The organism is Chryseolinea sp. T2 (assembly GCF_037203685.1).
Lineage (GTDB): Bacteria > Bacteroidota > Bacteroidia > Cytophagales > Cyclobacteriaceae > Chryseolinea.
This window is the reverse complement of sequence record NZ_JBBCAU010000002.1, coordinates 753311-773680: the sequence shown is the minus strand read 5'-3', so window position 1 is coordinate 773680 and position 20370 is coordinate 753311. Positions and strand designations below refer to the sequence as shown.

The following is a 20370-nucleotide window of genomic DNA, read 5'->3' as shown; positions in this document are numbered from 1 at the left end:
GAGGTCATTCGGGTACTTTTTCATACTCCAGCGTGCCGAGCTGATCGTTGCTGATCACTCGTTTTTGCGCATCAAAGTATTCTACCTTGAACTTTGCAGTGGCAATACCGATCTTAACTTTAAGTTCTTTGTTGTCCTCTGAAAGCGTCCACTTGCCCTTTCCTGTTTTACCCTCAGCGATACCTTCGAACTGACCGCCTTCTCTGAAAATCTGGTAAGTATTTTCGGGTTCTTTTACCACTCCCTTTTTGGTCTGCTTAACCAGCTTCCATTTACCGATAAGTTCGTTTGCCGTTTGTGCCTGAGCGGAGATAGCAATAGCGCACATGAAGATGATGAGGGTCAGTTTCATGGTGTTTTTCTTTTCAAGATAGGCAAAAATCGTATTCTGAATAAGAAATAAAAACCGCGTCCACCGAAGCTTGCTTATCAGTAGGAACAACAAATAAAAACGATTGTGATAATGATGACGACCAAGCTTCGTGTAGCGTCACGTTGTGACCTGGAGTTTATCCTCTCCCCAGCTTGTGCAGCAGCATAACATGCGAGACGATAGCGCCCATCATGGTGCGGTGTTCGTGATATGCGATTCCCGCCTTCTTACACGCCTCCCTCACGAATACGCTGATCGCGGGATAATGAATGTGACTGACACGGGGAAACAGGTGATGCTCGATTTGAAAGTTGAGTCCACCGAGGAACCAGTGAAGTAATCTACTGGAAGTCCCAAAGTTAGAAGTGGAAGCAAGCTGATGCACAGCCCACTCACAATCACTGGTACCACCTTCTGCTGAATGAAATGACGTGCCGCCTACCACGTGCGCCAGCTGAAATACAATGCTTATAGCCAGACCACAAACGAAAGTGACGATCAGAAAACCAACCAACCATGACGCCCATCCTACGAAGATTATTGGCACAACGATATAACAGAAGATATACATCAGCTTTGTAAACCAAAAGATGACATGCTCGCGCGGCGCCATCTTCTTAGCCTCACTGTTTGAGTTTATCTTCCCGCTCACGTATTTCTGAAAGTCTTCATAAAAGACCCACACGAGATATGAGATACCATAGAGAAAGACCCAGTATATGTGTTGGAAACGATGATACCAACGGTGCGGCTGGCCTTCGTGCAAACGCATCAGCGGTTTGACGTCAATGTCTGAATCCATCCCCTCGATATTGGTATAAGTATGATGGTTCTGATTGTGCTTAATTTTCCAATAATATTGGTTGCCGCCGAGTATGTTGAGAAAGTATGACGAAAGTTTATTGAGCCAGGCGTGCCTGGAAAAGCTTTGGTGTCCGCCTTCATGCATTACGTTAAAACCAATGAGGGAAAGTAGGATTCCGAGTACAACGCATAGGCCCACCGATATCCATGCCGGCGGCGTAAAAAAGACAAGCAGCACATACAAAGAAATGGCCATCCCTACCTGCAGCGACGCTTTTACATAAAGCTTCTGATTGCCTGCCGGATGTCGTACGCCGCTGAAGTACTCGTCGACCTTTTTTTTGAGGGGTGGAAACAGCTGCTGGTGACTATTATCGAACTTGTACTTGAGCATAACGCCGATCAGAGTTTAAAAGTGAAAATGAGTTTTATAAATAACGACCGGCCAAAGCGGTGCCATTTAGTGATCGAGAGATTTATTGTCTGCTTCAAAAAACTCCGAGGCTAACAAATAAAAAAGGCCACTCTTTCTAAGTGGCCTCTTGCACCGGGTGATGATTAGTTCAATAGTCGAACGTTCACCGCGTTAAGGCCTTTTTTGCCTTTCTGGACTTCATATTCGACTTCGTCGTTTTCGCGAATCTCGTCTGTAAGACCACTAACGTGAACAAAAATCTCTTGTTCGTTGGGGTTAGCGGGCTTGATGAAGCCAAAACCTTTGGCCTCGTTGAAGAATTTTACTGTTCCTTCCATGATAATATGTGATAAAAGCGCATCGGCTGATAAAATGCCTATTCTTAACTACTGCGGCGCCCTGGAATTCGTAAACGAAAAAAGGAAACTGTACAGGTGAGAATTATAGAAAGAAGTGGGCGCGATGCAATTGGCCCTCTTCTGCAATGGTACAAAGGTAGCGCCTAATTCCGGGGCAACCTAATTATCTCTGTTTAATGTTTTAAATCAGAACGCAGCAGGCATTTTGGTTCAGCACTTCGACATAAAAGAGCGCCAAATGCCCGGTTTGAGGCATTTTCTATGCACGTACGGTTGTTTCTACCGCTGATCGGGTAACGGCGGCTTTTGCTTCCCACGCGTAAAGTCGGTTGGGATTCTCAAGTAGTGCAGCTCGCAGGGCTGCCGGGGAAAATGCAGGATCGGGAGGAATGGGAGTTTTAGAGTTTTCGGGAGGTGCGTTGATTTGGAAGGTTCGTTCGTTTACTATGGTTTCATTTTGAACGCTCAGTGGTTGTTGCCGGGTTAATTCCGAGACAAGGGAGACTGCGCCTTTGCTTTCCCACGCTTTAAATTCGTTCGATGTCTTTTTCCAGTCAATGTGCAGTGGCGCCGTTGATATTCTGATGCGTTACAGTGTGTAGGACCGCCGCGAATAAAATGCAGGGTCGGGAGGAATGGGAGTTTTAGAGTTTTCGGGAGGTGCGTTGATTTGGAAGGTTCGTTCGTTTACTATGGTTTCATTTTGAACGCTCAGTGGTTGTAGCCGGGTTAATTCCGAGGCAGCGCGGAGCGCCGCAGGAACGGGAGACTGCAGCTTTGCTTTCCCACACTTTAAGCTCGTTTGCATTCTGAGATTAATTCTGCGTGTAGGGGTGCCGGGACGTTTTATAGTCGCGTGGGATTCTCAAGTAGTGCAGCTCGCAGGGCTGCCAGGGAAAATGCAGGATCGGGAGGAATGGGAGTTTTAGAGTTTTCGGGAGGTGCGTTGATTTGGAAGGTTCGTTCGTTTACTATGGTTTCATTTTGAACGCTCAGTGGTTGTTGCCGGGTTAATTCCGAGACAAGGGAGACTGCGCCTTTGCTTTCCCACGCTTTAAATTCGTTCGATGTCTTTTTCCAGTCAATGTGCAGTGGCGCCGTTGATATTCTGATGCGTTACAGTGTGTAGGACCGCCGCGAATAAAATGCAGGGTCGGGAGGAATGGGAGTTTTAGAGTTTTCGGGACGTGCGTTGATTTGGAAGGTTCGTTCGTTTACTATGGTTTCATTTTGAACACTCAGTGGTTGTAGCCGGGTTAATTCCGAGGCAGCGCGGAGCGCCACAGGAACGGGAGACTGCGGCTTTGCTTTCCCACACTTTAAGCTCGTTTGCATTCTGAGGTTAATTCTGCGTGTAGGGGTGCCGGGAAATTCAATTCTCAATCCTCAATTTCTCCATCAGGCGAGTCAAAGTATCACCATCGATGTTCCCGTAGTATTGCTCAACGTGAGACCTCATTTCATTTTTCATTCTGTCGCCGTCTCCTTTGGTGTATTCGACGAGGCCGTAACGAAGTGCGCGCAATTCCTCAAGTATTGCCGGACTGCCAAGAGATGTGATTGAAAGATTGATCAGTGTTCTGGTCATGTCAAACTGCGTGTCATGAAGGGCGATTGAGATGTCTCGTAAGTGCGACGGGTCCCAGTATGTTTTATCTACGGTAAAGGTTTCGCGATTAAATACGAGGAATGGATATGATCGTCTTGGAATATAGTCTTTTGCTACATCGCGGTTGCCTGCGTGGTAAGAGATCCTGAATGTCTGATCATCGTTCATGTAGGCAGCCGACAGCGGTACCACGAGCGAGTCCAGCATGACCCATCTGCCGTCGCGCAGGTAGTCACGAACGTCTTCTTCTATTCCGCGACTAAAAAGAGAATTTACTTTGGGACAGGGAACGAGGTTGTCCTTGACGAATAGCCAAAGATGATTGTCAGTGCTGGATTTTCTTGCCGTGGCGCTTCCCTGCGAGGGCGAAACAACACAGCGCCCCTTCTCGGCACTGATCAATACGACGTAGTCCTTTTCAGAGGCAAACTCAAAAGCGGTGGCATCTTTGAGCGGCACCTTGTCGCCGACTTTAAGTGGAACCTTATCGAGGTTGACGAGGCCCTGTACCTTACAGATGTACAAGTCCTGTGCAAAGGCGGCAATGTTCATTGCTACCAGGCACGCAGGCATCAGCCATTTAATCATTGTTATCAATGAGCTGCGTTTGCTTACTTTGTTCGTATTGATCACGGTGGTGTAAGATTGCTTGTACCTGGTCATTGATTTACTGCCTCTCCCACAACTTTACGCCTTTTGCGTACGATCTTCCTGAGCGGCGCCTGACCTTTACGACGGATCAGGGATACCATGCTTAGGTAGGTTGCCATTGGAAGAATGTCGGTATGAACGTTAAATACAAAATAACAAATAATCGAGACAATGTACAGGCCGAGTGAAAACCCCAGCATGCGCGAACCAACGCTTCCGACCAACGGGTAGGATATTCGCGTGATCCGCTCCTCAAGTGATCCGGGACCGCCCTCATAATACAGAACGAGATAGCTCAGCACGCCGTAACATGCCAGCAGATAAAATAGCATCAGATAGCTGAAGTTTACTTCGCCGGCGATGAGCGACTCCAGTACATTCACAATAATCAAGGCTCCGGGTATCTGATCGTAAATCGACGTGTGCATCTCTGTTTGAAAATCCCCTATGACCACGATCTTATTTGAAAAGAATTTGCCAGCAGCCTCATCGTTGTTCAGCACGAGTAAGTCTTCAAGTGGAATGATACGACTAAACTGCTCGTCCGACAGTTCTACAGGAAGGATCTTGATGTCAGGGATGACAGTATTCGACATCGGCCTCCCTCCTCCCCATAACAGCCCCGCGCGCTTCCTTAATTGTTTATGGCTGATCCATTCATAAGTGCGAAGAGGAATAGACTTCATTGTATCGCCCTCGATCAGGTGAAATTTCAGAAATGAATCTTTTAGTCCCACGCCCGACGAAGAGTAGTATGCAGAATAGGCGGACGGGATACCCGGTACTGCAGGAAGCACGACGCTGTCGCCACCGAAACTGTAGGGGAATACGATACCCGGAATCCTGTTGATGGACTTCTGCAGTTGCAAGTCCTGATCAGTAGCGCGGTCGAAGAATACGTCGCAGATTACGGCGTCCGGGCCTGGCGTTGCACGGCTGATGATCTGCAGCAAAGAGTCCAGTTGACGGCGATCCGTGATGGCGTCCTTACCAAGTCCGGCCGGTTGATCGGCAAGCATCCTGGCACCGCTGATGTCGACAAAGGTATAGGCCGATAACCTCCCGGGATCATGTGTTGAGGTGAAAGGAAGTATTCTTTTTACCAGTGATGTCCATCGAACGAGATTGTCTTCAAGCTCGAGATTGTAATTGAGACTTAGCCACCACCACGACAGCAGCAGCATGAAGAGCGCATGGCCCAGGCAAACAACATATACTAGCCACTTGCGCTTCATGATTGTACTCTGTGTCTTACTTTTCCAGCATTGTGGCTATTCGAGCATACCGACGCTGAAGTTCTATCAGTCGCTTGTCGAGTTCCGACGTATTGTATTCAACTGTCCGAAGAACTTTGTCGCGTGCCTCTTTTTCATTCTTACGACCGTTGATGTTACCGGTTCCCAGATCTCTCACTAACATGAGTGCTTCGTTCAACGCCAGCACATTTACACTGTGCAGGTCGCCGAGGGCGTAATCATCAATTCCCTGCACGGCAGTATGTGCCTCAGATCCCCAAAGAGTCAGCACCTGCTTCTCTATTGAAGTCCGGTTGGTATTTAGTCGCTCATAGACGTTGTTGTAGCGATATACTGACTCTGTAACTCTCTTTGCCGTGGCAGGGTCGTCGAATATCTGCTCGCGTGCCTGGCTGAATGCACGAACGAGATTACGCCCTTCATTGATATAATCATTCATTGTCGTGGAGAAGTCATGATAAACAATCGCCTTCTTCTCTTCAGGCGTTTGAGCGACGACAGCCGTCCTTCCGACAGAATTGGCAGGAGCCTCCGACAATATTGCCTTCACCGTAAACGAAACGTTGCCCACCAACTCCTTGCGGTCTCTGAGAACGTCCCAGACAATCGTCTTTTCGCCATTGCCGGCAATGTCGGGGCCTACACCGTTGCCCGAGACTGCAGTCAGAGATTTCTTGAACCCGTCGTCGGAGCAGAACAGAGCCACTTCCAGCCGTTGGTTGGAGGCGAGTCCCTGCACATCGTAGTTCACGATGATCTTCTGATAAAATGGTTCGTGCCGTACTTCACCGATAATTTGCGCCGACATATAATGAGCGCAGCCCAACTGAATCGCTAACAGGAGTGCCGTGGCTGCAAAAACATTTTTCATGCATGGGAGTTATTCACGTAATTTAGGTAAATATCCCCCGCATGAAAAGCGCGTTGGTCATAACTCTCATCCTATGTTTGTTTCAGGCGAAGGCACAACAGAAGCTTACTGCCACGAGTGAAATCGTCCGTTACGAGATCCGCCCGGGAAAGGCCGACAGCCTTAGGGAGTATTCATCAGAAAAGCGCGTGGCGCTGGTGATCGGCAATAAGAACTACGCAATTTCTCCTCTCACAAATCCGGAGCACGACGCGAGCGACATGAGCGATGTTTTGCGCCGCACGGGGTTCGATGTTGAAACGGTTGTGAATGGAACGTACCTCGAGATGCGCGATGCGGTAAAGCGCTTTGCAGAAAAGATAAAGGACGGTGGCGTCGGTCTCTTCTACTATAGCGGCCACGGCGTACAGGTTGACGGTGACAATTACATGATCCCGATCGATGCAGTGCTGGAGGAGAAAAGTGATGTTGCCAGCCGCTGTGTAAGAGTGAGCGCTGTGCTCAACTATATGGAGGCATCGAAGAACCGTCTTAACATATTGATCCTTGATGCCTGCCGAAGCAATCCGTTCAAAGCCTTTACGCGATCGGGAGAAAAGGGCATGGCAAGGGAAGACGCACCGACGGGGTCGATCATTGCCTTCTCAACGGCGCCCGGCCGTACCGCTTCTGACGGCACGGGAAGAAACGGCATTTACACGGCAAAGCTCATCAAATACATGAATGTGCCCGGACTGTCGATAGAACAGGTGCTGAAGAATGTGAGGCGCGAAGTGATGGAGGAGTCGAAGAACCAACAGGTTCCCTGGGAGAATACGGCGCTGGTGGGAGATTTTTATTTTACGCTGAATTGAGAGTGAGTTCAGAGTGAGGAACAAGAATCAGAGTGAGGAACAGTGTGAGAGTGAAGAACGGTGTGAGAGTGAAGGAGCTTAGAATAAATACCTGACCCCTACATTAAGCTGGTTCCATTTCGAGAAATTGTGTGCCAGCGCTACCGTTGTGTAGCTCACATTAGCGAAGAAACGCTTACTGAACGTTCGCTGATAACCGCCCCCCACTTCCAGAAAGTCTGTGTCAGCTCCTTCAAATAGAGTTCCGATATCCTTGTTTGATCTGCTATAGGAAACTATTCCAAAGAGGATGTTCTTCCGGATAGGAATGACGCTCAGGGTCACGCCAAAATTGTACAGGAACTCCGTGTCATTATCTTCAGCAGGTGTTGAAGCAGACGGCATCATTACCATGCCGCTTGCATTCGCCATGATGCCAACGCTTGGATTAAAATACTTGTACCAGAACAGTGTGTTGCCCCACACATATTTCGTCGTCCTTAGCTGCTGTTGCTTGTCCTTGCTGCCCAACGGCGCCCACAGGAAGGAATGCCAGGTGAAATTATACAATTGCCGAAACGGCTGAACGCGCACCCGTGCACCAGCGTACGTGAAGTTCTGCAAAGTTGTTGTGTCGTTTTGCAGGATAGAGAACATGTCTTTATCACCCTGGAAGTCGTAGCGATAGCGGCGATACATTCCTTCGAGACCAACGTTCACCCTTCGCTTCTTCGAGACGCCGATATTCACCTGAAGGAATGAATTGAATATGTGTGCCCTACCCTGGTAGTTGGCGCTGTTGCCGTCTTTGTCGAACTGGAAGTCGGTGGACTGAAAACTATTGGAACTGTACAATTCAACCTGTCCCAATTTCACAAGCGTTGCTGAAGCACGTGTGTTGGCGACGAGGAGGCGGTCGAGGGAGTCGAGCATTTTAAGCAGTCTGGCGTCGCTCAGGTGGCGGTTCTGTTGAGCGATGGAGTTGACAGGCGCTAAAACCCAGACGACAACAATCAAAGCAGCAATACGTGCAAGCCTGGAGCGCGAAGGGAGCTCAACACAACGAGCGGTATGGGGGCAGAACATGGTGGTGCGGGTAGTGGGATGATGAATTTATAAAATAGTTTGAGAATAAGTAATCAGGTGATTGATATTTATGTCGGAAGCCGTAACATGAACCCCCTGACGAGTTCCAGCACTTCGCTAAAGTTAGTCTCGAGCGCCATATGCCCGCCTTCCAGTATATGAACTCCCGCGTTCGGCAAGTCACGTTGATAGCAATAAGCTTCGGCCACGTCGAAGAATGCATCGTGCCGGCCCCAGATGATCAGCGCCGGACGCTGATGCCTTCGAAAGTACTCCTGGAAGGCTGGATACATTTCCAGATTGCTTTTGAACGTACAGTTCAGAGCGAATTGCATGTCGACGTTGCCGGGACGACTCATACGCTCCCAGTCGAGGATACGCAACTCCGGGCTGATGCGATCAAGCATTTCTCTCGGCAGGCCTTCCGTGTACTGTGCTGCGACGCCATCGGCACTTAAGAAAGCAGCAACCTTTATCTTTTTCTCGTCGGTGGGGCGCTCCCAGTAGTCGCGCGTTTCGTCCCACTGTGGTCCGATGCCCTCGATGTATGCATTGCCATTCTGAATGATCAAACGCTCAATCCGCTCCGGGTTCCTCACCGCCATGCGAAGTCCAATAGGGCAACCGTAGTCGTGGAGATAAACACTGAAAGTTTTCAAACCGATTGCCTCTGTAAACCGATTCATACAGACCGACAAGTTTTCAAACGAATAGTCAAAAGTATTTATTGATGGAAACGAGCTGAAGCCGAAACCCGGATAATCCGGCGCAACGACGTGGATACTGTCGGAGAGAGAAATCATCAGGCTCCTGAACATCACCGACGATGTGGGGAATCCATGCAACAGCAGTAATGAGGGATTTGATCTGTCTCTGGCCTCCCGGTAGAATATATCAATACCATCGACGGTAACGTTTCTGTTGAATATCTGGCAATCCACGGATTATGCATTAAGGAATCACTAGCAGCTATCCTCGCCAGTTTCGTGCCTGAGATTCATCGTGCGTGAGAAGCAAAAACGATGGAATTAATTGTTATCTTCCTCTGGCATGATATTTCGATGGAGATATTGTGATCAAACTTCAAATCATTCTGAACATGCATTCACTCAAGCGGAAGCAAATATTGAAGACTGATCTTGCGGGTGCGTGGCGATTCTTTTCCGACCCAACGAACCTTGCGACCATTACTCCTGCGTCGATGAACTTCAGGATCACGTCACCGCCGCATGAGGGAGAAATGTATGCAGGACAGATCATCCGTTATAAGGTGACCGTAGCACCCACGATAACTGTCCAATGGATAACGGAGATTACGCACGTCCGGAAACCTTACTTCTTTGTAGATGAACAACGCCGGGGTCCCTATGCCTTCTGGCATCATCAGCACCTATTCCGCGAGATCGATGGCGGCATTGAAATGACGGATGAAGTGAACTATGAAGTGCCGTTCGGTCCTCTGGGACGACTGGTGAATCGGCTTTTTGTGGGGCCGAAGCTCGAGGGAATATTTGAGCACAGAAACAAAGTGCTAAGTGGGATCTACCCCGTTTAGTTCTACATTTTACATTCAGAGTTTTACATTTTACGGTTACGAACTGGAATGCTGAATCTACTGCAGGATGAAAGACAGATGACAAGAATGCGGTTATGTTTGTGTGTTATGGGAGTTAACCGCAAAATGTAAAACTCTGAATGTAAAATGTAAAAGTAGCGAAACGAAAAAGGCACGACGCATGGGCAACCCAATCATACGACACAAGTTCACATCTGATCCGACGGCCATCTCTTACAACGGAAGAGTGTACGTCTATACCGGGCACGATGAGGCTCCGAGGCACTATCCCGGATATGTACTAACGGAGTGGCTATGCTTTTCATCTGACGATCTCATCAACTGGCAGGAGCACAATGTCAATCTTAAGCCGACGGACTTCGCCTGGGCTCACAAGGATGCGTATGCCTCGAAAATGATTGCGCGAAATGGAAAGTTCTACTTCTACTTTTCAACAACTCATAGCTCCATTGACGGTGAGGCGATCGGCGTTGCCGTTTCTGATTCTCCAACTGGTCCATTCTCTGATGCGAGCGGATCGGCACTCATTACCAGCCGCGACCTTACCAAAGGCGGGCGCAACTTCGATCCATCGGTTTTGATTGATGATGACGGACAATCGTATCTGTTCTGGGGGAAGAGTACGTGCTATTACGTGAAGCTAAAGGAGAACATGATCGAAACAGACGGCAGCATCAGACCTGTTGCTCTCCCCGACTTTCAGGAAGGCGTTCATCTGCACAAACGCAATGACTGGTACTATTTGTCATTCGGCTATGACTTTCCGGAAAAGTTTGCGTACGCCATGAGCAAAAGCATTCACGGGCCCTGGGACTTTAAAGGCATCCTGAATGAAGTTCCCGGCAACTGCGAAACCAACCGTGGCGCTATTGTCGACTTCAATGGTTCATCTTACTTCTTTTATCACAATGGCTGTCTTCCCGAGGGCGGCAGTCACAGACGATCTATTTGTGCTGACAGACTCTTCTACAACAACGACGGTACGATTCAGCGCGTCATTATGACGACGGAGGGTATTGGATAACAACACCCATACTGTGCTTTCCCTACTTCCATCGCCTTGGGATAATTTTATATCAGGACTCGTGTTGCTTTGCTTCTACAATCCTGCATAGATGATTGAAACAATCCCTGCAAGGAACAACAGCAGCATAATGCTAATCAGTTTCGACACACCTTGCGGCGCGTTCTTAAATTCCTTCCAGATAAATACGCCCCAAAGTGCTGCGACGAGTGTAGCGCCCTGTCCCAGACCGTAAGACACTGCCGCTCCTGCTTTTCCTGCTGCGATAAGATTCAATGAATTCCCAACACCCCAGACGATTCCACCGAACACACCAACCAGGTGTGTGCTAAAGCTTCCTTTGAAGTATTCTTTATAGCTCGTGGGCTCACCGCTGATTGGTCGACGGAGCAGGATCGTGTTGAATATAAAGTTGCTTATAAAGATCCCTAGCGAGAATACAACGACGGCGGTATACGGTGTCATCAGACCAGGCGCCGGGTCCTGGAAGTTTTCGAGATCCATGCTGGAGGCAATGAACCGGTAGAAGAACGACATCAGCACGCCGGCAAGAATCGACACGACAAGTCCTTTGGTAGAGACCTTCTGATTGGTACCTGTAGCGAGTCGCTTGTAGGCGATAGAGTTCACGATGATGGCAATGGTGATCAGGCCTACACCCACAAACAACCAAGTAGGATCGCCTTTCTGCGAAGCCGCATAGTTGATGATCACACCAAGCACCAGCGCGATACCAATGCCAACGGGAAAGGCCACTGACATGCCTGCAATAGCAATTGCTGTAGAGAGCAAAATGTTCGCGGCGTTAAATACAACGCCCCCTATAAACGCACTGATGATATTGGCCCCTTCGGCCTGAGCCAGATCGTTGAGGAAAGGTCGCCCGTTTTCTCCGAAGCTCCCCAGCGTAAACGCAAATATCAGTGAGAGCAGGAGAATGCCGATGACATAGTCCCAGTAAAACAACTCATAGCGCCAGGTCTTGCCTGCAAGCTTCTGGGTGTTGCCCCAGGAGCCCCAGCAGATCATGGTGATGATGCAAAAGAAAACAGCGGCGGAATAACTCCCTACGATATACACGATAATTATGAATTAAGAATTAAGAATTAAGAATTTTGAGTACTCAGGGCAATCAGAGTGGTTAGTGTGATAATAAAGTTACTAGTGGTTGCCGCTTTTTGCGCCGGCGGGGATGTCGTACTTGAAACCTTTCCAGGGTTCGCGGCCGGCAACGTAGTCAGGGTTAGGTGCCATCATTTTAGCACCAACACTTTGTCTCCAGGCGTGTAGCATTGCCGTTAGCTCTTTCGTCTTCGCGGGATTCTGCTTCGAGATATCATTCAACTCACCGAGGTCCTTTTCGAGATCGTACAGCTGTACCGTTCCGTTCTCATAGTATTCGATCAGCTTGTATTTGCCGGCGCGCACTGCGCCACCGGGACTCTGCATGCCGTGATTTGAGTAATGCGGGAAGTGCCAGTAGATCGCCTCTCTCTCAAGCTTCTTTTTGCCCTGCAGCAATGGCTTGATGCTCACGCCATCGACGTGCTGCTGCGGAAGCAGCGGCAATCCGGCCATGTCGAGCAGCGATGGAAAAAAGTCCATCGATACGACGGGAACGGTACAAGTTGATCCCGGCGACTTCACTCCTGACCACTTCACGATCATCGGAACCCGGATTCCTCCTTCATACATCCAGCCCTTTGCTCCGCGCAATGGCAGGTTGGAAGTCGAGAAATGTTTATCGGGTGTGCGAGGATCGAGTACCTTACTCGGTCTTCCAAAGTTTCCGGCAGACATGCCTCCGTTGTCGGAGACGAAGACCACGATAGTGTTCTCTTCAATTCCCAGCTGCTTTAGTTTTTCCATGACGCGACCGAGGCTTTCATCCATCGCTTCAACCATGGCGGCGAATTGAACATTGTCCTGGCGCTGCTTCACTTTCACGGTGCCGCGTGGCAGCTGACTGAAGCCTTTGTAGGCGCTGTCTGTTAACAGGGTAACCCGTTCTTCGATTGTAAGGGGATCGCTATCGGGATTTCCTTCCAGGATGTAGGGAGGCCGCTTGTCGGCCGATTTGGCAGCAAGCTTCTTCTTATACTTTTCGACGAGGTCCTTGCGGCCTTCAATAGGATCATGTACGGCAAAGTGAGAGAAGTAAAGAAAGAACGGCTGATCGCGGTGATCTTCGATGTACTGCAGCGCATCCGTTGTAAGACGATCAGTAAGGTACTCGCCCGGCTTGCCGTCGTAGTTTGGAAGCTTAAAAGGAGCATCATAAGCGAGTGGCCAGCCTTTGGACCAGCCGGCTGGAATGTGCATGTCGAAGCCGTGCTTCGTTGGATCAGAAGGTGCTTCACCGAGGTGCCACTTGCCGACGATTGCCGTGCTGTAGCCTTTCGCCTTCAGCGCTTCGGCAAGAGTAGTTTCCTCATACGGGATCTGCTGATTCACTTCTACATTCTGAAGCTTCTGATAAGCGAAGTCATTTCTGCCCGGTAGCCAATCCGTTAGATTGATACGAGCAGGATACTTTCCGCTCAGGAGGCTTGCCCGTGTAGGCGAGCAGACGTGACAGGCGGAATAAGAGTTTGTGAACTTCACGCCATTTTTAGCAAGCTTGTCGATGTTGGGGGTTTCGTAGAATTCACTTCCGAAGCAACCGACGTCGCGCCAGCCGAGATCGTCTACCAGAAAGAATACGATGTTTGGCGGCTTGCTGGCCGTCGGCTTCTTTACCTGGGCGATGCTCACTGTTGCAGTGACGGCCACTGCCAGGAGCGTTGATAGGATTCTTTTAATGGTCATGTCTGCGGCTGATTAAAATGATACTGTAGAGGGTGTGTCGTTGTAAACAATTCCATAGTTGATCTCCGGTTGCGCAAAGTCTACCGGATTCAGTATACGGATCTCGACGCTGTGCTTTCCTTTGGGAAGCTGATACTTCCAGAAGGGCGTGAAGCGGCGACCGTTTTCGGTTGTGGGGAGCTTTACCTTATCAGTAAGTTTCCCATCGATATAGACTTCGGTGTCGAACACGTGGCTCCTGTCACCAAGGTCTTTCAGGTTCGGAGGACTTACCAGCGCAAAACCTATTCCTTCAAATGAGAAGGTGATCGTATTGCGTGTAACCACGGGGTTAATTCGCTGAACGGGGTAATGTCCCTGGAAGCTTACCTCCAGTGGCACCGTGGTAACCGCCTGGCGTTTGATCACAACGTTGTCACCCTTGAGTTCCCCTCCGTTCTTAGTTATTATTTTCTCTGCGTGCTTAAATGAGATGTCGTATGCCTGATTGAGTGAGATGGAGGTGCCCATGAAGCTGATATCGGACACTTTGTCAAGCCCCTTCTTCCAGAAGTCGGGGATTGCATCAAATCCGACGATTGCCGCGAGGATGCCACCCGCAGAGGCAGGGTTGCAGTCTGCATCGTCGCCGCAGCGCGTGGTGATCTCGAAGGTGCGTGTAAAGTCACCGTTGCCATACAGCAGGCCAAGTACTACCCAGGCTGAGTTGATCTTCGCGTCGATGTTGAATGGCTTGAAGATTCCGAGTGGTGAACCGGTATCGGTGCTCCACTTGCGATTGACTCTATACCACGTCGACTTCCAGTCGTCCGGGGCTTCCTTGTGCCAGGCAATAACGTCCGAAATACATTGCGAGAAACGGCTCTCTGCAGGTATAGCTTTAAGGGCTCGTTCAATGATCGCGGGGAGTTCGGCTGATGATTTTGACACAAGCGCTTCTGCGTACATGGCAGCAACGAACACTCCACCGTAATAACCATCGCCGTAGTTCATGATGTGACCTACGCGATCACAGATCTCAATTGCTGCATTGGGCATACCCGGTGACATCAACCCGGCGAAGTCGGCTTCGATCTGAAAGTCGATGTCGTCGGCGCAGGGATTGTTCAGCCAGTGACCTGAGGCTGGCGGCTCGAGGCCGTTCTGTACGTTGTACCGGGCCATCTGATTGGCAAACCAGAGTTTGTATTTGGAGCGACCGATTGCCGCGGCGTATTGCGCGGACGTTGCGTCAATGCCGTTGTCTTCGATCACCTGCATGAACGTGAGGTCCATGTAAATGTCGTCGTAGAGTCCGGGCTTGTGGGCAAATGCGCTGGAGAGTGTTGAGTCTGACCATTCGATCACCTGGTTGTCCTGCACCATGGTTGAGTTGTACTGAAACTCGATCGGTCCGCCGAACGTGACGCCGATCGTTTGTGCAGCCCAGGCTCCTTTGATCTTGTCGCGGAGTGTAGTTTGTTTCATCACAACTGTATCCTGCAGCCTTTGTTCAGAAACAGGAGTTGAAGGTGAGCTGCAGGAAAATAGTAACAGCGATGCTGTAACGTGAAAGGCGTTGAGGATGTAAACAGTGTGCTTCAAGGTCTGAACTGATAATGTTTTTTAATTATTGATGCACCCCACTTTAGCCGGGCGCATGAGCTTGCCTCGTCCGATACTCCCACTAATCTTCACCCGCGCTCCGGACTTCGTTGTTTTGTTCCGGACTTCGTTGTTAGCTATAGTTGAAATCACAAATCAAAAGATGGAACGTGAACCGGACTTTCGCTTCAGCGCAGGCATGCCATTGCTTTCGGCCTGCAAGAATTCCTTTACCTCGTTTTCGAAAGGAATGGATGGCTGAGCCCCTAGTCTCGTTACACAAATCGCTGCCGCGGCTGTCGCAAAACGAATGGCGTTCTCCAGTGTCTCGCCTTTGCTGAGTTGTGCCACCAGCGCACCACAAAATGTATCACCGGCCGCAGTAGTGTCAACTGTTTCCACCTGGAAGGCATGAATCTCGTGACGGAAGGTGCTGCTCTTCACGATGCATCCGCGACTCCCAAGCGTGAGGATGACCGTTTTCGCGCCCATACTCAGGAGGTGATCGATAACTTCATCTTCTGCGTGTTTGTCGAGTGAAAGCTTAGTGATGGATTCAATTTCCGTTTCGTTCACGACGATGTAGCTGATCCTGCTTACGAGAGATTCACTGATCTCGCGTGCAGGCGCCACGTTGAGCATAACGGGTACGTTGTGTTCATTGGCCAGCTCGCATATGCGTATAACCGTCTCCAGCGGGATCTCCATCTGAAGCATCACGATAGATGCGTCACGAATCGTTTCCGACAGGCGGGAAACGTCGGCCGGATGAAGCTGATGGTTTGCGCCTGGGTTCAGTACGATGATGTTCTCCCCTTCTTCGTTCACGAGGATCACGGCAGTGCCTGTAGGGGCGTGATCCACCTGCAACGCGCGGGATATATCAAGGCCCTCCTGTGCATAATATTGCAAAGCACTGCGTCCATTTGCGTCACTACCCAAACAGGTTACAAAACTAACGTCGCCTCCCGACCGGCGTGCAGCGAGGGCCTGATTAGCTCCCTTCCCTCCCATTGCCTGTGTATAAAGCTGACCCGTTATTGTTTCTCCCGCCAAAGGAAACCGCTTCACCTTGGTGATCAGATCTGTATTTGAACTTCCTATTACCAGAATTTTACTCATTCAATTCCTGCGCTCCGTTTTATCTTATACTTCATTCTGCTCATCAATCGACAAATCATTGAGTCATTTAGCCTCCGGGTCATTGAATTGCCGACCCGCTAACCATTGAATCACTTTCATCGATTGGCTCATTGAGTATTAGGTTAGGTTAAACTGGAAATACAATGAACAAACCTGTAAACCATATTCAACCGCACTCACCCAATTCATAATTCTTAATTCTTAACTCTTAATTACTTATTGTTCCCATCAACCACGTCAATCTCCACCCACCCTTCGTCATTCCTCCAGCTGCGTAATACGGAACAAATTTCAATTCCCGCTTTCCGTCCGGTTTCCACACGTAGGCGGGAGCTCCGGGAACAGGCGATGATGGCAATACGCCAAGTTGTGTTACGTCCTTAAGTGTAGTGTTGAGGTTTACCTCACGTTGGGTTCCGTCGATAAGTCCATCTACTGCGTACACCAGAGGGCCGCGAGTCAGGGCAAACCAGCCCGCGTGATAGATCTCACCCGCGTTCTGAGGACCATCGAGCTCTTCCAACCTTGTGGCTACGCGCAACTCCACAGGAAATGAGATCTCCACCACATCCTTACTGGTCCACATACGATCGATGGTGGTATACGTTCCGGCCGTCAGTACCTGTTGAATTTTCTGACCATTCACGCTGATGGTTGCACCCGTGGCCCACTCGGGAATCCGGATCATAAGCGGAAAGGCTTCCTTCTTCGAAGAGGCAACAGTAACATGCACGTTGCCATCGAATGGATACTGAGTCTTCTGCGCTACCTTCACCGTGTTCTTGCCGCGTTTGATCGTCGCTTCGCTTTCACCAAAGAGGTTGAGCGCGATTCCATTGTTGCGCTTGCTGTACATGATGTCCGGCAATTCTTCCAGCGCCATCGCACCGCTCGACGGGCAACAGTCGTTAAAGTTGGCAACGGACCAGTTGCCGTTGTTAAAGGAGTGATATGACCAGTCGACCCCGTTAGAGAACCTTGCTCCAGGCAGTGCGTTGTATGCCGAGCGCTCCAGCTCCTGTGCGTACTTTGCTTCGCCCGTGAGACGAAGCAGCTCTTTGTTCAGCTGGATCCACGACATCGTGCTGCAGGTCTCCACCATGCCATAGGGGCTCCAATAGTTCTTGCGGTTGAAACACTCCATATGCTTGCCTACGCCGCCCCATGGCCCGCCCGTGATGTTCAGGTGCTGCTCGACGATGTTCTGCCAGATGTTCGTGGCCGCCTTCAGATAACTGGCGTTGCCCGTAACTTCGTACAGCTTTACTACGCCCGTTACGTTCCAGATGATCTGATAGATCTTGCCGTCGCCCACAAACTCCATGTCGACGTTGTTCAACCCGGCCGTTATTATCCGGTGATCGGGATTCGCTTCAGCTTCTTTGATGACGCGCTCCGCCAGCTGAAGATACCGTGTGTCGGCCGTTGCCTTATACAATTCCACCAGCGGATCGAGGATCACCGTTGCCGACGTGCCTCGCCTTGTGCCGTAATCGATGATGTTTCTTTGTCCATCGCCAAACTGTTTCACGAACAGGTCACCGATCGACTTTGCTGCCTTCAGGTAGGCAGGTTCAGGATAGTACTTGTTGGTTTGCAAGAGACCGAGTACCATGTAGCTCAGGTTCCAGGTGTCCCATGAGCGCTTGTGATTGATGGCGTCGTTGGTGATCCTTACGGTCGGACCGTAGTTGCCGAGATAACCATCGGCGTCCTGCTGCTGAACGAAGTAGTTAGCTATCCGCAGCACTTCCGCTTCCAGCTCTTTGTTGCCGCTGTGCTTTGCCGCATGAGATGCCATGTACAGCCATTTGCCACCGTGTTCACCGTACCAGTCCATCTTGTCGTGGTGGTCTTTGGCTTCCTTGCCAAACATGGTGATGAGCTGGCCATTCCTCCACTTCGGAAGCTCAGTGATGCGGCCGGCGCGATCTGAGGTGATGAATTGCCCCAACGTGCCCCCTACTGTAATTTCTCCGGGCTCCAGCCAGGTCGTAGATGTCGGTACCTTTGTGACTGATGAGGATGCTGATGAAGTCGAGCCCGATGAAGGAGATGCTGATGAAGAAGTCACTGCAGACGCAGGAGTTGATGAACTCTTAACTGACTGGCCACTTGCCGTGGCACTCATCATCAGGGCCGTTGCAAATGCAAGTGCCGTCAGCCTGAAAGCGCTTTCTGATAGGGTAAACTTTGAGTCGGTCTTTGTTATAAACATTACAGCTGAAGGAAGAAAGGTTATATCAGGTTGAATTAATTGATTACTTGACGGCCAGGTCAGGTATCAGGTTTGGCTATTCCAGCCTGGAATGCTCCCATCGAACATTTCCAGGCTGGCTTGGCTATGTGATCCTGCCAGTTTACCAAAGGAGTTATTACCAGTTGGGATTCTGTCCAAGTTGATCGTTGAGATCGCGCTCCTGCTGCGGCACGGGCCACAGATAGTTACGATCGTTCCATGTGTTCGTCCAGGCAGGCACCTCTACAGTCTGAAGGTTGCCCTGAGCATTCTTGTAAGTCATACCGTACACTTTGCCCGGCATCACGTCACCGGCAATCTCCCAGCGGCGGATATCGAAGAAGCGCTGACCTTCGAAGGCCAGTTCAACCATGCGTTCGTGACGAACGATGGCCGTCATCTCCTCCTGTGATTTGCCAGAAGCAATCGCTGGCATGTTCACATCGGTGCGCTGACGTACTGAGTTGATGGCATCATACACTGACTGGTCGATCTGATTCTGCGCGATCTTTGCCTCAGCATAGATCAGCTTCACCTCGGCATAACGCAAGAGGATAAAGTTGATACCTGCGTTGGTAGGCGCTGCAAGATCTTCTGCGCTGATATACTTCTTCACGTTGTATCCTGTAGGAGAAACGAGAAACGTTGAGCCGACTGCATCGCCCGTCGTACTCGAAGGTTTCGGATCGAACACCTTGCCGTTCGGCAGGATATCGCCCTCGACATACACCGAGTACTTCAATCGCGGATCGCGGCCTGCATAGGGGTTCATCGGGTCGAATCCGCTGGCGGCATCGCCAATAGGCAGACCGTTGGTCATCTCGTATGAGTCAACCAGAACTTTTGTAGGCACGAAAAGGTTTTTACCATTTACGCTGCGCTGCGCCAGCACGCTGAACACGTCGTTAGGTAAAGTACCCTTTATGAATTGAATGTCGAGAATGACTTCAGCATTGTTTTCTCCATTATAGGTGAAGAGGTCTTTGTACGAAGGAATGATCGAGTACACGTTGAGGTCCATCACCGCTTTGGCTGCATCAGCAGCCTCCTGGTAACGCTTCGCATAAAGCGCGGCGCGTGCCTTCAGTGCGAGGGCCGTTCCTTTAGTTATGCGTCCCTTCTCCGTTTGCGTATTGGGCAACAATGTTGCCGCCTCAGTAAGTTCTGAAGAAATGAAATCCCAAACCTGAGAAACAGGAGTACGGGTAAGCACCTTGCTTTCTTCCAGCGTAACTTCGCTTGTTAACAGCGGAACATCACCATAAAGGAAAGCCAGCGAGATGTAATAGTTCGCGCGCAGTGTACGCACCTCACCCTTGAGGCGATTGATCAGCGCGGTGTTGCTGGTTTGTACTTTGTCGACGTTGTCGAGGAAGGCATTCGCAGAGCGAATACCCGAGTAATAACCTTTCCAGTCGCTGGCTACGCGACTGTTCAGCTGATCAAACGTTCCCTGGAGAATGAACGACTCCGGCGATTGAGGAAGGTTCGTATAACCGATGTCGGTCATGCCATCCCAGCTCGCGTAGTGCGTAGCCGTTTCAGTCAGGTGCGTGTACACAGCATTCGCAGCAAGCTGCGCATCCTTTTCCGTCTTCCAGAAAATCTCGGTCGATATGCGGTCGGTTGGGGTTGTGTCCAGGAGATCTTCACAAGCTCCAAAGGTCAGTCCCAGCACGATCAGCAGAAGGGGTTTATATATTATTTTCATTTTGTTGCGTCGTTAATTTCAAACATCA

18 protein-coding genes are annotated in these 20370 nt (G+C 50.0%); 4 read left to right on the top strand and 14 right to left on the bottom strand.

Annotated features, from left to right (window positions below):
- Positions 1–4: 4 nt before the first annotated feature.
- The 6 genes from WBG78_RS08050 to WBG78_RS08025 form a co-directional block, all read right to left on the bottom strand.
- Positions 5–352, bottom strand: a complete 348-nt coding sequence (locus WBG78_RS08050; protein ID WP_337325888.1) for a lipocalin-like domain-containing protein — start codon at positions 350–352, stop codon at positions 5–7.
- A gap of 157 nt (positions 353–509) precedes the next feature.
- Positions 510–1571 (bottom strand): fatty acid desaturase family protein, encoded by a 1062-nt coding sequence (locus WBG78_RS08045; RefSeq protein WP_337325887.1) that lies wholly within the window; start codon positions 1569–1571, stop codon positions 510–512.
- A 164-nt stretch (positions 1572–1735) separates the two neighbouring features.
- Entirely contained in the window at positions 1736–1933 is a 198-nt protein-coding gene (locus WBG78_RS08040; RefSeq protein ID WP_337326249.1) for a cold-shock protein, read from the bottom strand.
- Positions 1934–3323: 1390 nt separating this feature from the next.
- On the bottom strand, positions 3324–4223 hold the full coding sequence (locus WBG78_RS08035; protein WP_337325886.1) for a hypothetical protein: 900 nt from the start codon (positions 4221–4223) through the stop codon (positions 3324–3326).
- Positions 4220–5446, bottom strand: a complete 1227-nt coding sequence (locus WBG78_RS08030; protein ID WP_337325885.1) for a CHASE2 domain-containing protein — start codon at positions 5444–5446, stop codon at positions 4220–4222. The genes WBG78_RS08035 and WBG78_RS08030 overlap by 4 nt, the downstream gene beginning before the upstream one ends.
- A 16-nt stretch (positions 5447–5462) precedes the next feature.
- On the bottom strand, positions 5463–6338 hold the full coding sequence (locus WBG78_RS08025; protein ID WP_337325884.1) for a hypothetical protein: 876 nt from the start codon (positions 6336–6338) through the stop codon (positions 5463–5465).
- Between the two features lie 41 nt (positions 6339–6379).
- On the opposite strand from WBG78_RS08025, the gene WBG78_RS08020 reads away from it, so the two are divergent.
- The gene (locus WBG78_RS08020) at positions 6380–7192 is read left to right on the top strand and encodes a caspase family protein (protein ID WP_337325883.1); all 813 of its coding nucleotides are present in this window, start codon (positions 6380–6382) and stop codon (positions 7190–7192) included.
- A gap of 78 nt (positions 7193–7270) precedes the next feature.
- Here WBG78_RS08020 and WBG78_RS08015 read toward each other — a convergent pair whose 3' ends face one another.
- Positions 7271–8257: a hypothetical protein gene (locus tag WBG78_RS08015; protein ID WP_337325882.1), complete on the bottom strand. Its 987-nt coding sequence runs from the start codon at positions 8255–8257 to the stop codon at positions 7271–7273.
- Positions 8258–8325: 68 nt separating this feature from the next.
- A complete protein-coding gene (locus tag WBG78_RS08010; RefSeq protein WP_337325881.1) occupies positions 8326–9198 on the bottom strand; it encodes an alpha/beta fold hydrolase in 873 nt (290 codons plus the stop codon).
- Positions 9199–9356: 158 nt separating this feature from the next.
- Here WBG78_RS08010 and WBG78_RS08005 point away from each other — a divergent pair, with 158 nt between their 5' ends.
- A complete protein-coding gene (locus WBG78_RS08005; protein ID WP_337325880.1) occupies positions 9357–9812 on the top strand; it encodes an SRPBCC family protein in 456 nt (151 codons plus the stop codon).
- 181 nt (positions 9813–9993) lie between these two features.
- On the top strand, positions 9994–10857 hold the full coding sequence (locus WBG78_RS08000; protein ID WP_337325879.1) for a glycoside hydrolase family 43 protein: 864 nt from the start codon (positions 9994–9996) through the stop codon (positions 10855–10857).
- A gap of 75 nt (positions 10858–10932) precedes the next feature.
- Here WBG78_RS08000 and WBG78_RS07995 read toward each other — a convergent pair whose 3' ends face one another.
- From WBG78_RS07995 to WBG78_RS07975, 5 genes are all read right to left on the bottom strand, one after another.
- Positions 10933–11937, bottom strand: a complete 1005-nt coding sequence (locus WBG78_RS07995) for a GRP family sugar transporter (protein ID WP_337325878.1) — start codon at positions 11935–11937, stop codon at positions 10933–10935.
- Positions 11938–12018: 81 nt separating this feature from the next.
- Entirely contained in the window at positions 12019–13665 is a 1647-nt protein-coding gene (locus WBG78_RS07990) for a sulfatase (RefSeq protein ID WP_337325877.1), read from the bottom strand.
- A gap of 12 nt (positions 13666–13677) precedes the next feature.
- A complete protein-coding gene (locus WBG78_RS07985) occupies positions 13678–15249 on the bottom strand; it encodes an ADP-ribosylglycohydrolase family protein (protein ID WP_337325876.1) in 1572 nt (523 codons plus the stop codon).
- Positions 15250–15405: 156 nt separating this feature from the next.
- Complete coding sequence (rbsK, locus tag WBG78_RS07980; protein WP_337325875.1) at positions 15406–16371, bottom strand: ribokinase; 966 nt, start codon at positions 16369–16371, stop codon at positions 15406–15408.
- A gap of 229 nt (positions 16372–16600) precedes the next feature.
- Positions 16601–18346 (bottom strand): glycoside hydrolase family 127 protein, encoded by a 1746-nt coding sequence (locus tag WBG78_RS07975; protein ID WP_337325874.1) that lies wholly within the window; start codon positions 18344–18346, stop codon positions 16601–16603.
- 1 nt (position 18347) lies between these two features.
- Here WBG78_RS07975 and WBG78_RS07970 point away from each other — a divergent pair, with 1 nt between their 5' ends.
- A complete protein-coding gene (locus WBG78_RS07970) occupies positions 18348–18644 on the top strand; it encodes a hypothetical protein (protein ID WP_337325873.1) in 297 nt (98 codons plus the stop codon).
- Between the two features lie 123 nt (positions 18645–18767).
- Here the strand turns inward: WBG78_RS07970 and WBG78_RS07965 are convergent, their stop codons facing one another.
- A complete protein-coding gene (locus WBG78_RS07965) occupies positions 18768–20342 on the bottom strand; it encodes a RagB/SusD family nutrient uptake outer membrane protein (protein ID WP_337325872.1) in 1575 nt (524 codons plus the stop codon).
- Positions 20343–20370 lie beyond the last annotated feature (28 nt).

Bases quoted from the DNA above. Each gene is read 5' to 3' on its own strand.
- WBG78_RS08050 (WP_337325888.1), bottom strand. From the start codon at position 352: ATGAAACTGACCCTCATCATCTTCATGTGCGCTATTGCTATCTCCGCT.
- WBG78_RS08045 (WP_337325887.1), bottom strand. From the start codon at position 1,571: ATGCTCAAGTACAAGTTCGATAATAGTCACCAGCAGCTGTTTCCACCC.
- WBG78_RS08035 (WP_337325886.1), bottom strand. From the start codon at position 4,223: ATGACCAGGTACAAGCAATCTTACACCACCGTGATCAATACGAACAAA.
- WBG78_RS08030 (WP_337325885.1), bottom strand. From the start codon at position 5,446: ATGAAGCGCAAGTGGCTAGTATATGTTGTTTGCCTGGGCCATGCGCTC.
- WBG78_RS08025 (WP_337325884.1), bottom strand. From the start codon at position 6,338: ATGAAAAATGTTTTTGCAGCCACGGCACTCCTGTTAGCGATTCAGTTG.
- WBG78_RS08020 (WP_337325883.1), top strand. From the start codon at position 6,380: ATGAAAAGCGCGTTGGTCATAACTCTCATCCTATGTTTGTTTCAGGCG.
- WBG78_RS08015 (WP_337325882.1), bottom strand. From the start codon at position 8,257: ATGTTCTGCCCCCATACCGCTCGTTGTGTTGAGCTCCCTTCGCGCTCC.
- WBG78_RS08005 (WP_337325880.1), top strand. From the start codon at position 9,357: ATGCATTCACTCAAGCGGAAGCAAATATTGAAGACTGATCTTGCGGGT.
- WBG78_RS08000 (WP_337325879.1), top strand. From the start codon at position 9,994: ATGGGCAACCCAATCATACGACACAAGTTCACATCTGATCCGACGGCC.
- WBG78_RS07990 (WP_337325877.1), bottom strand. From the start codon at position 13,665: ATGACCATTAAAAGAATCCTATCAACGCTCCTGGCAGTGGCCGTCACT.
- rbsK (WP_337325875.1), bottom strand. From the start codon at position 16,371: ATGAGTAAAATTCTGGTAATAGGAAGTTCAAATACAGATCTGATCACC.
- WBG78_RS07965 (WP_337325872.1), bottom strand. From the start codon at position 20,342: ATGAAAATAATATATAAACCCCTTCTGCTGATCGTGCTGGGACTGACC.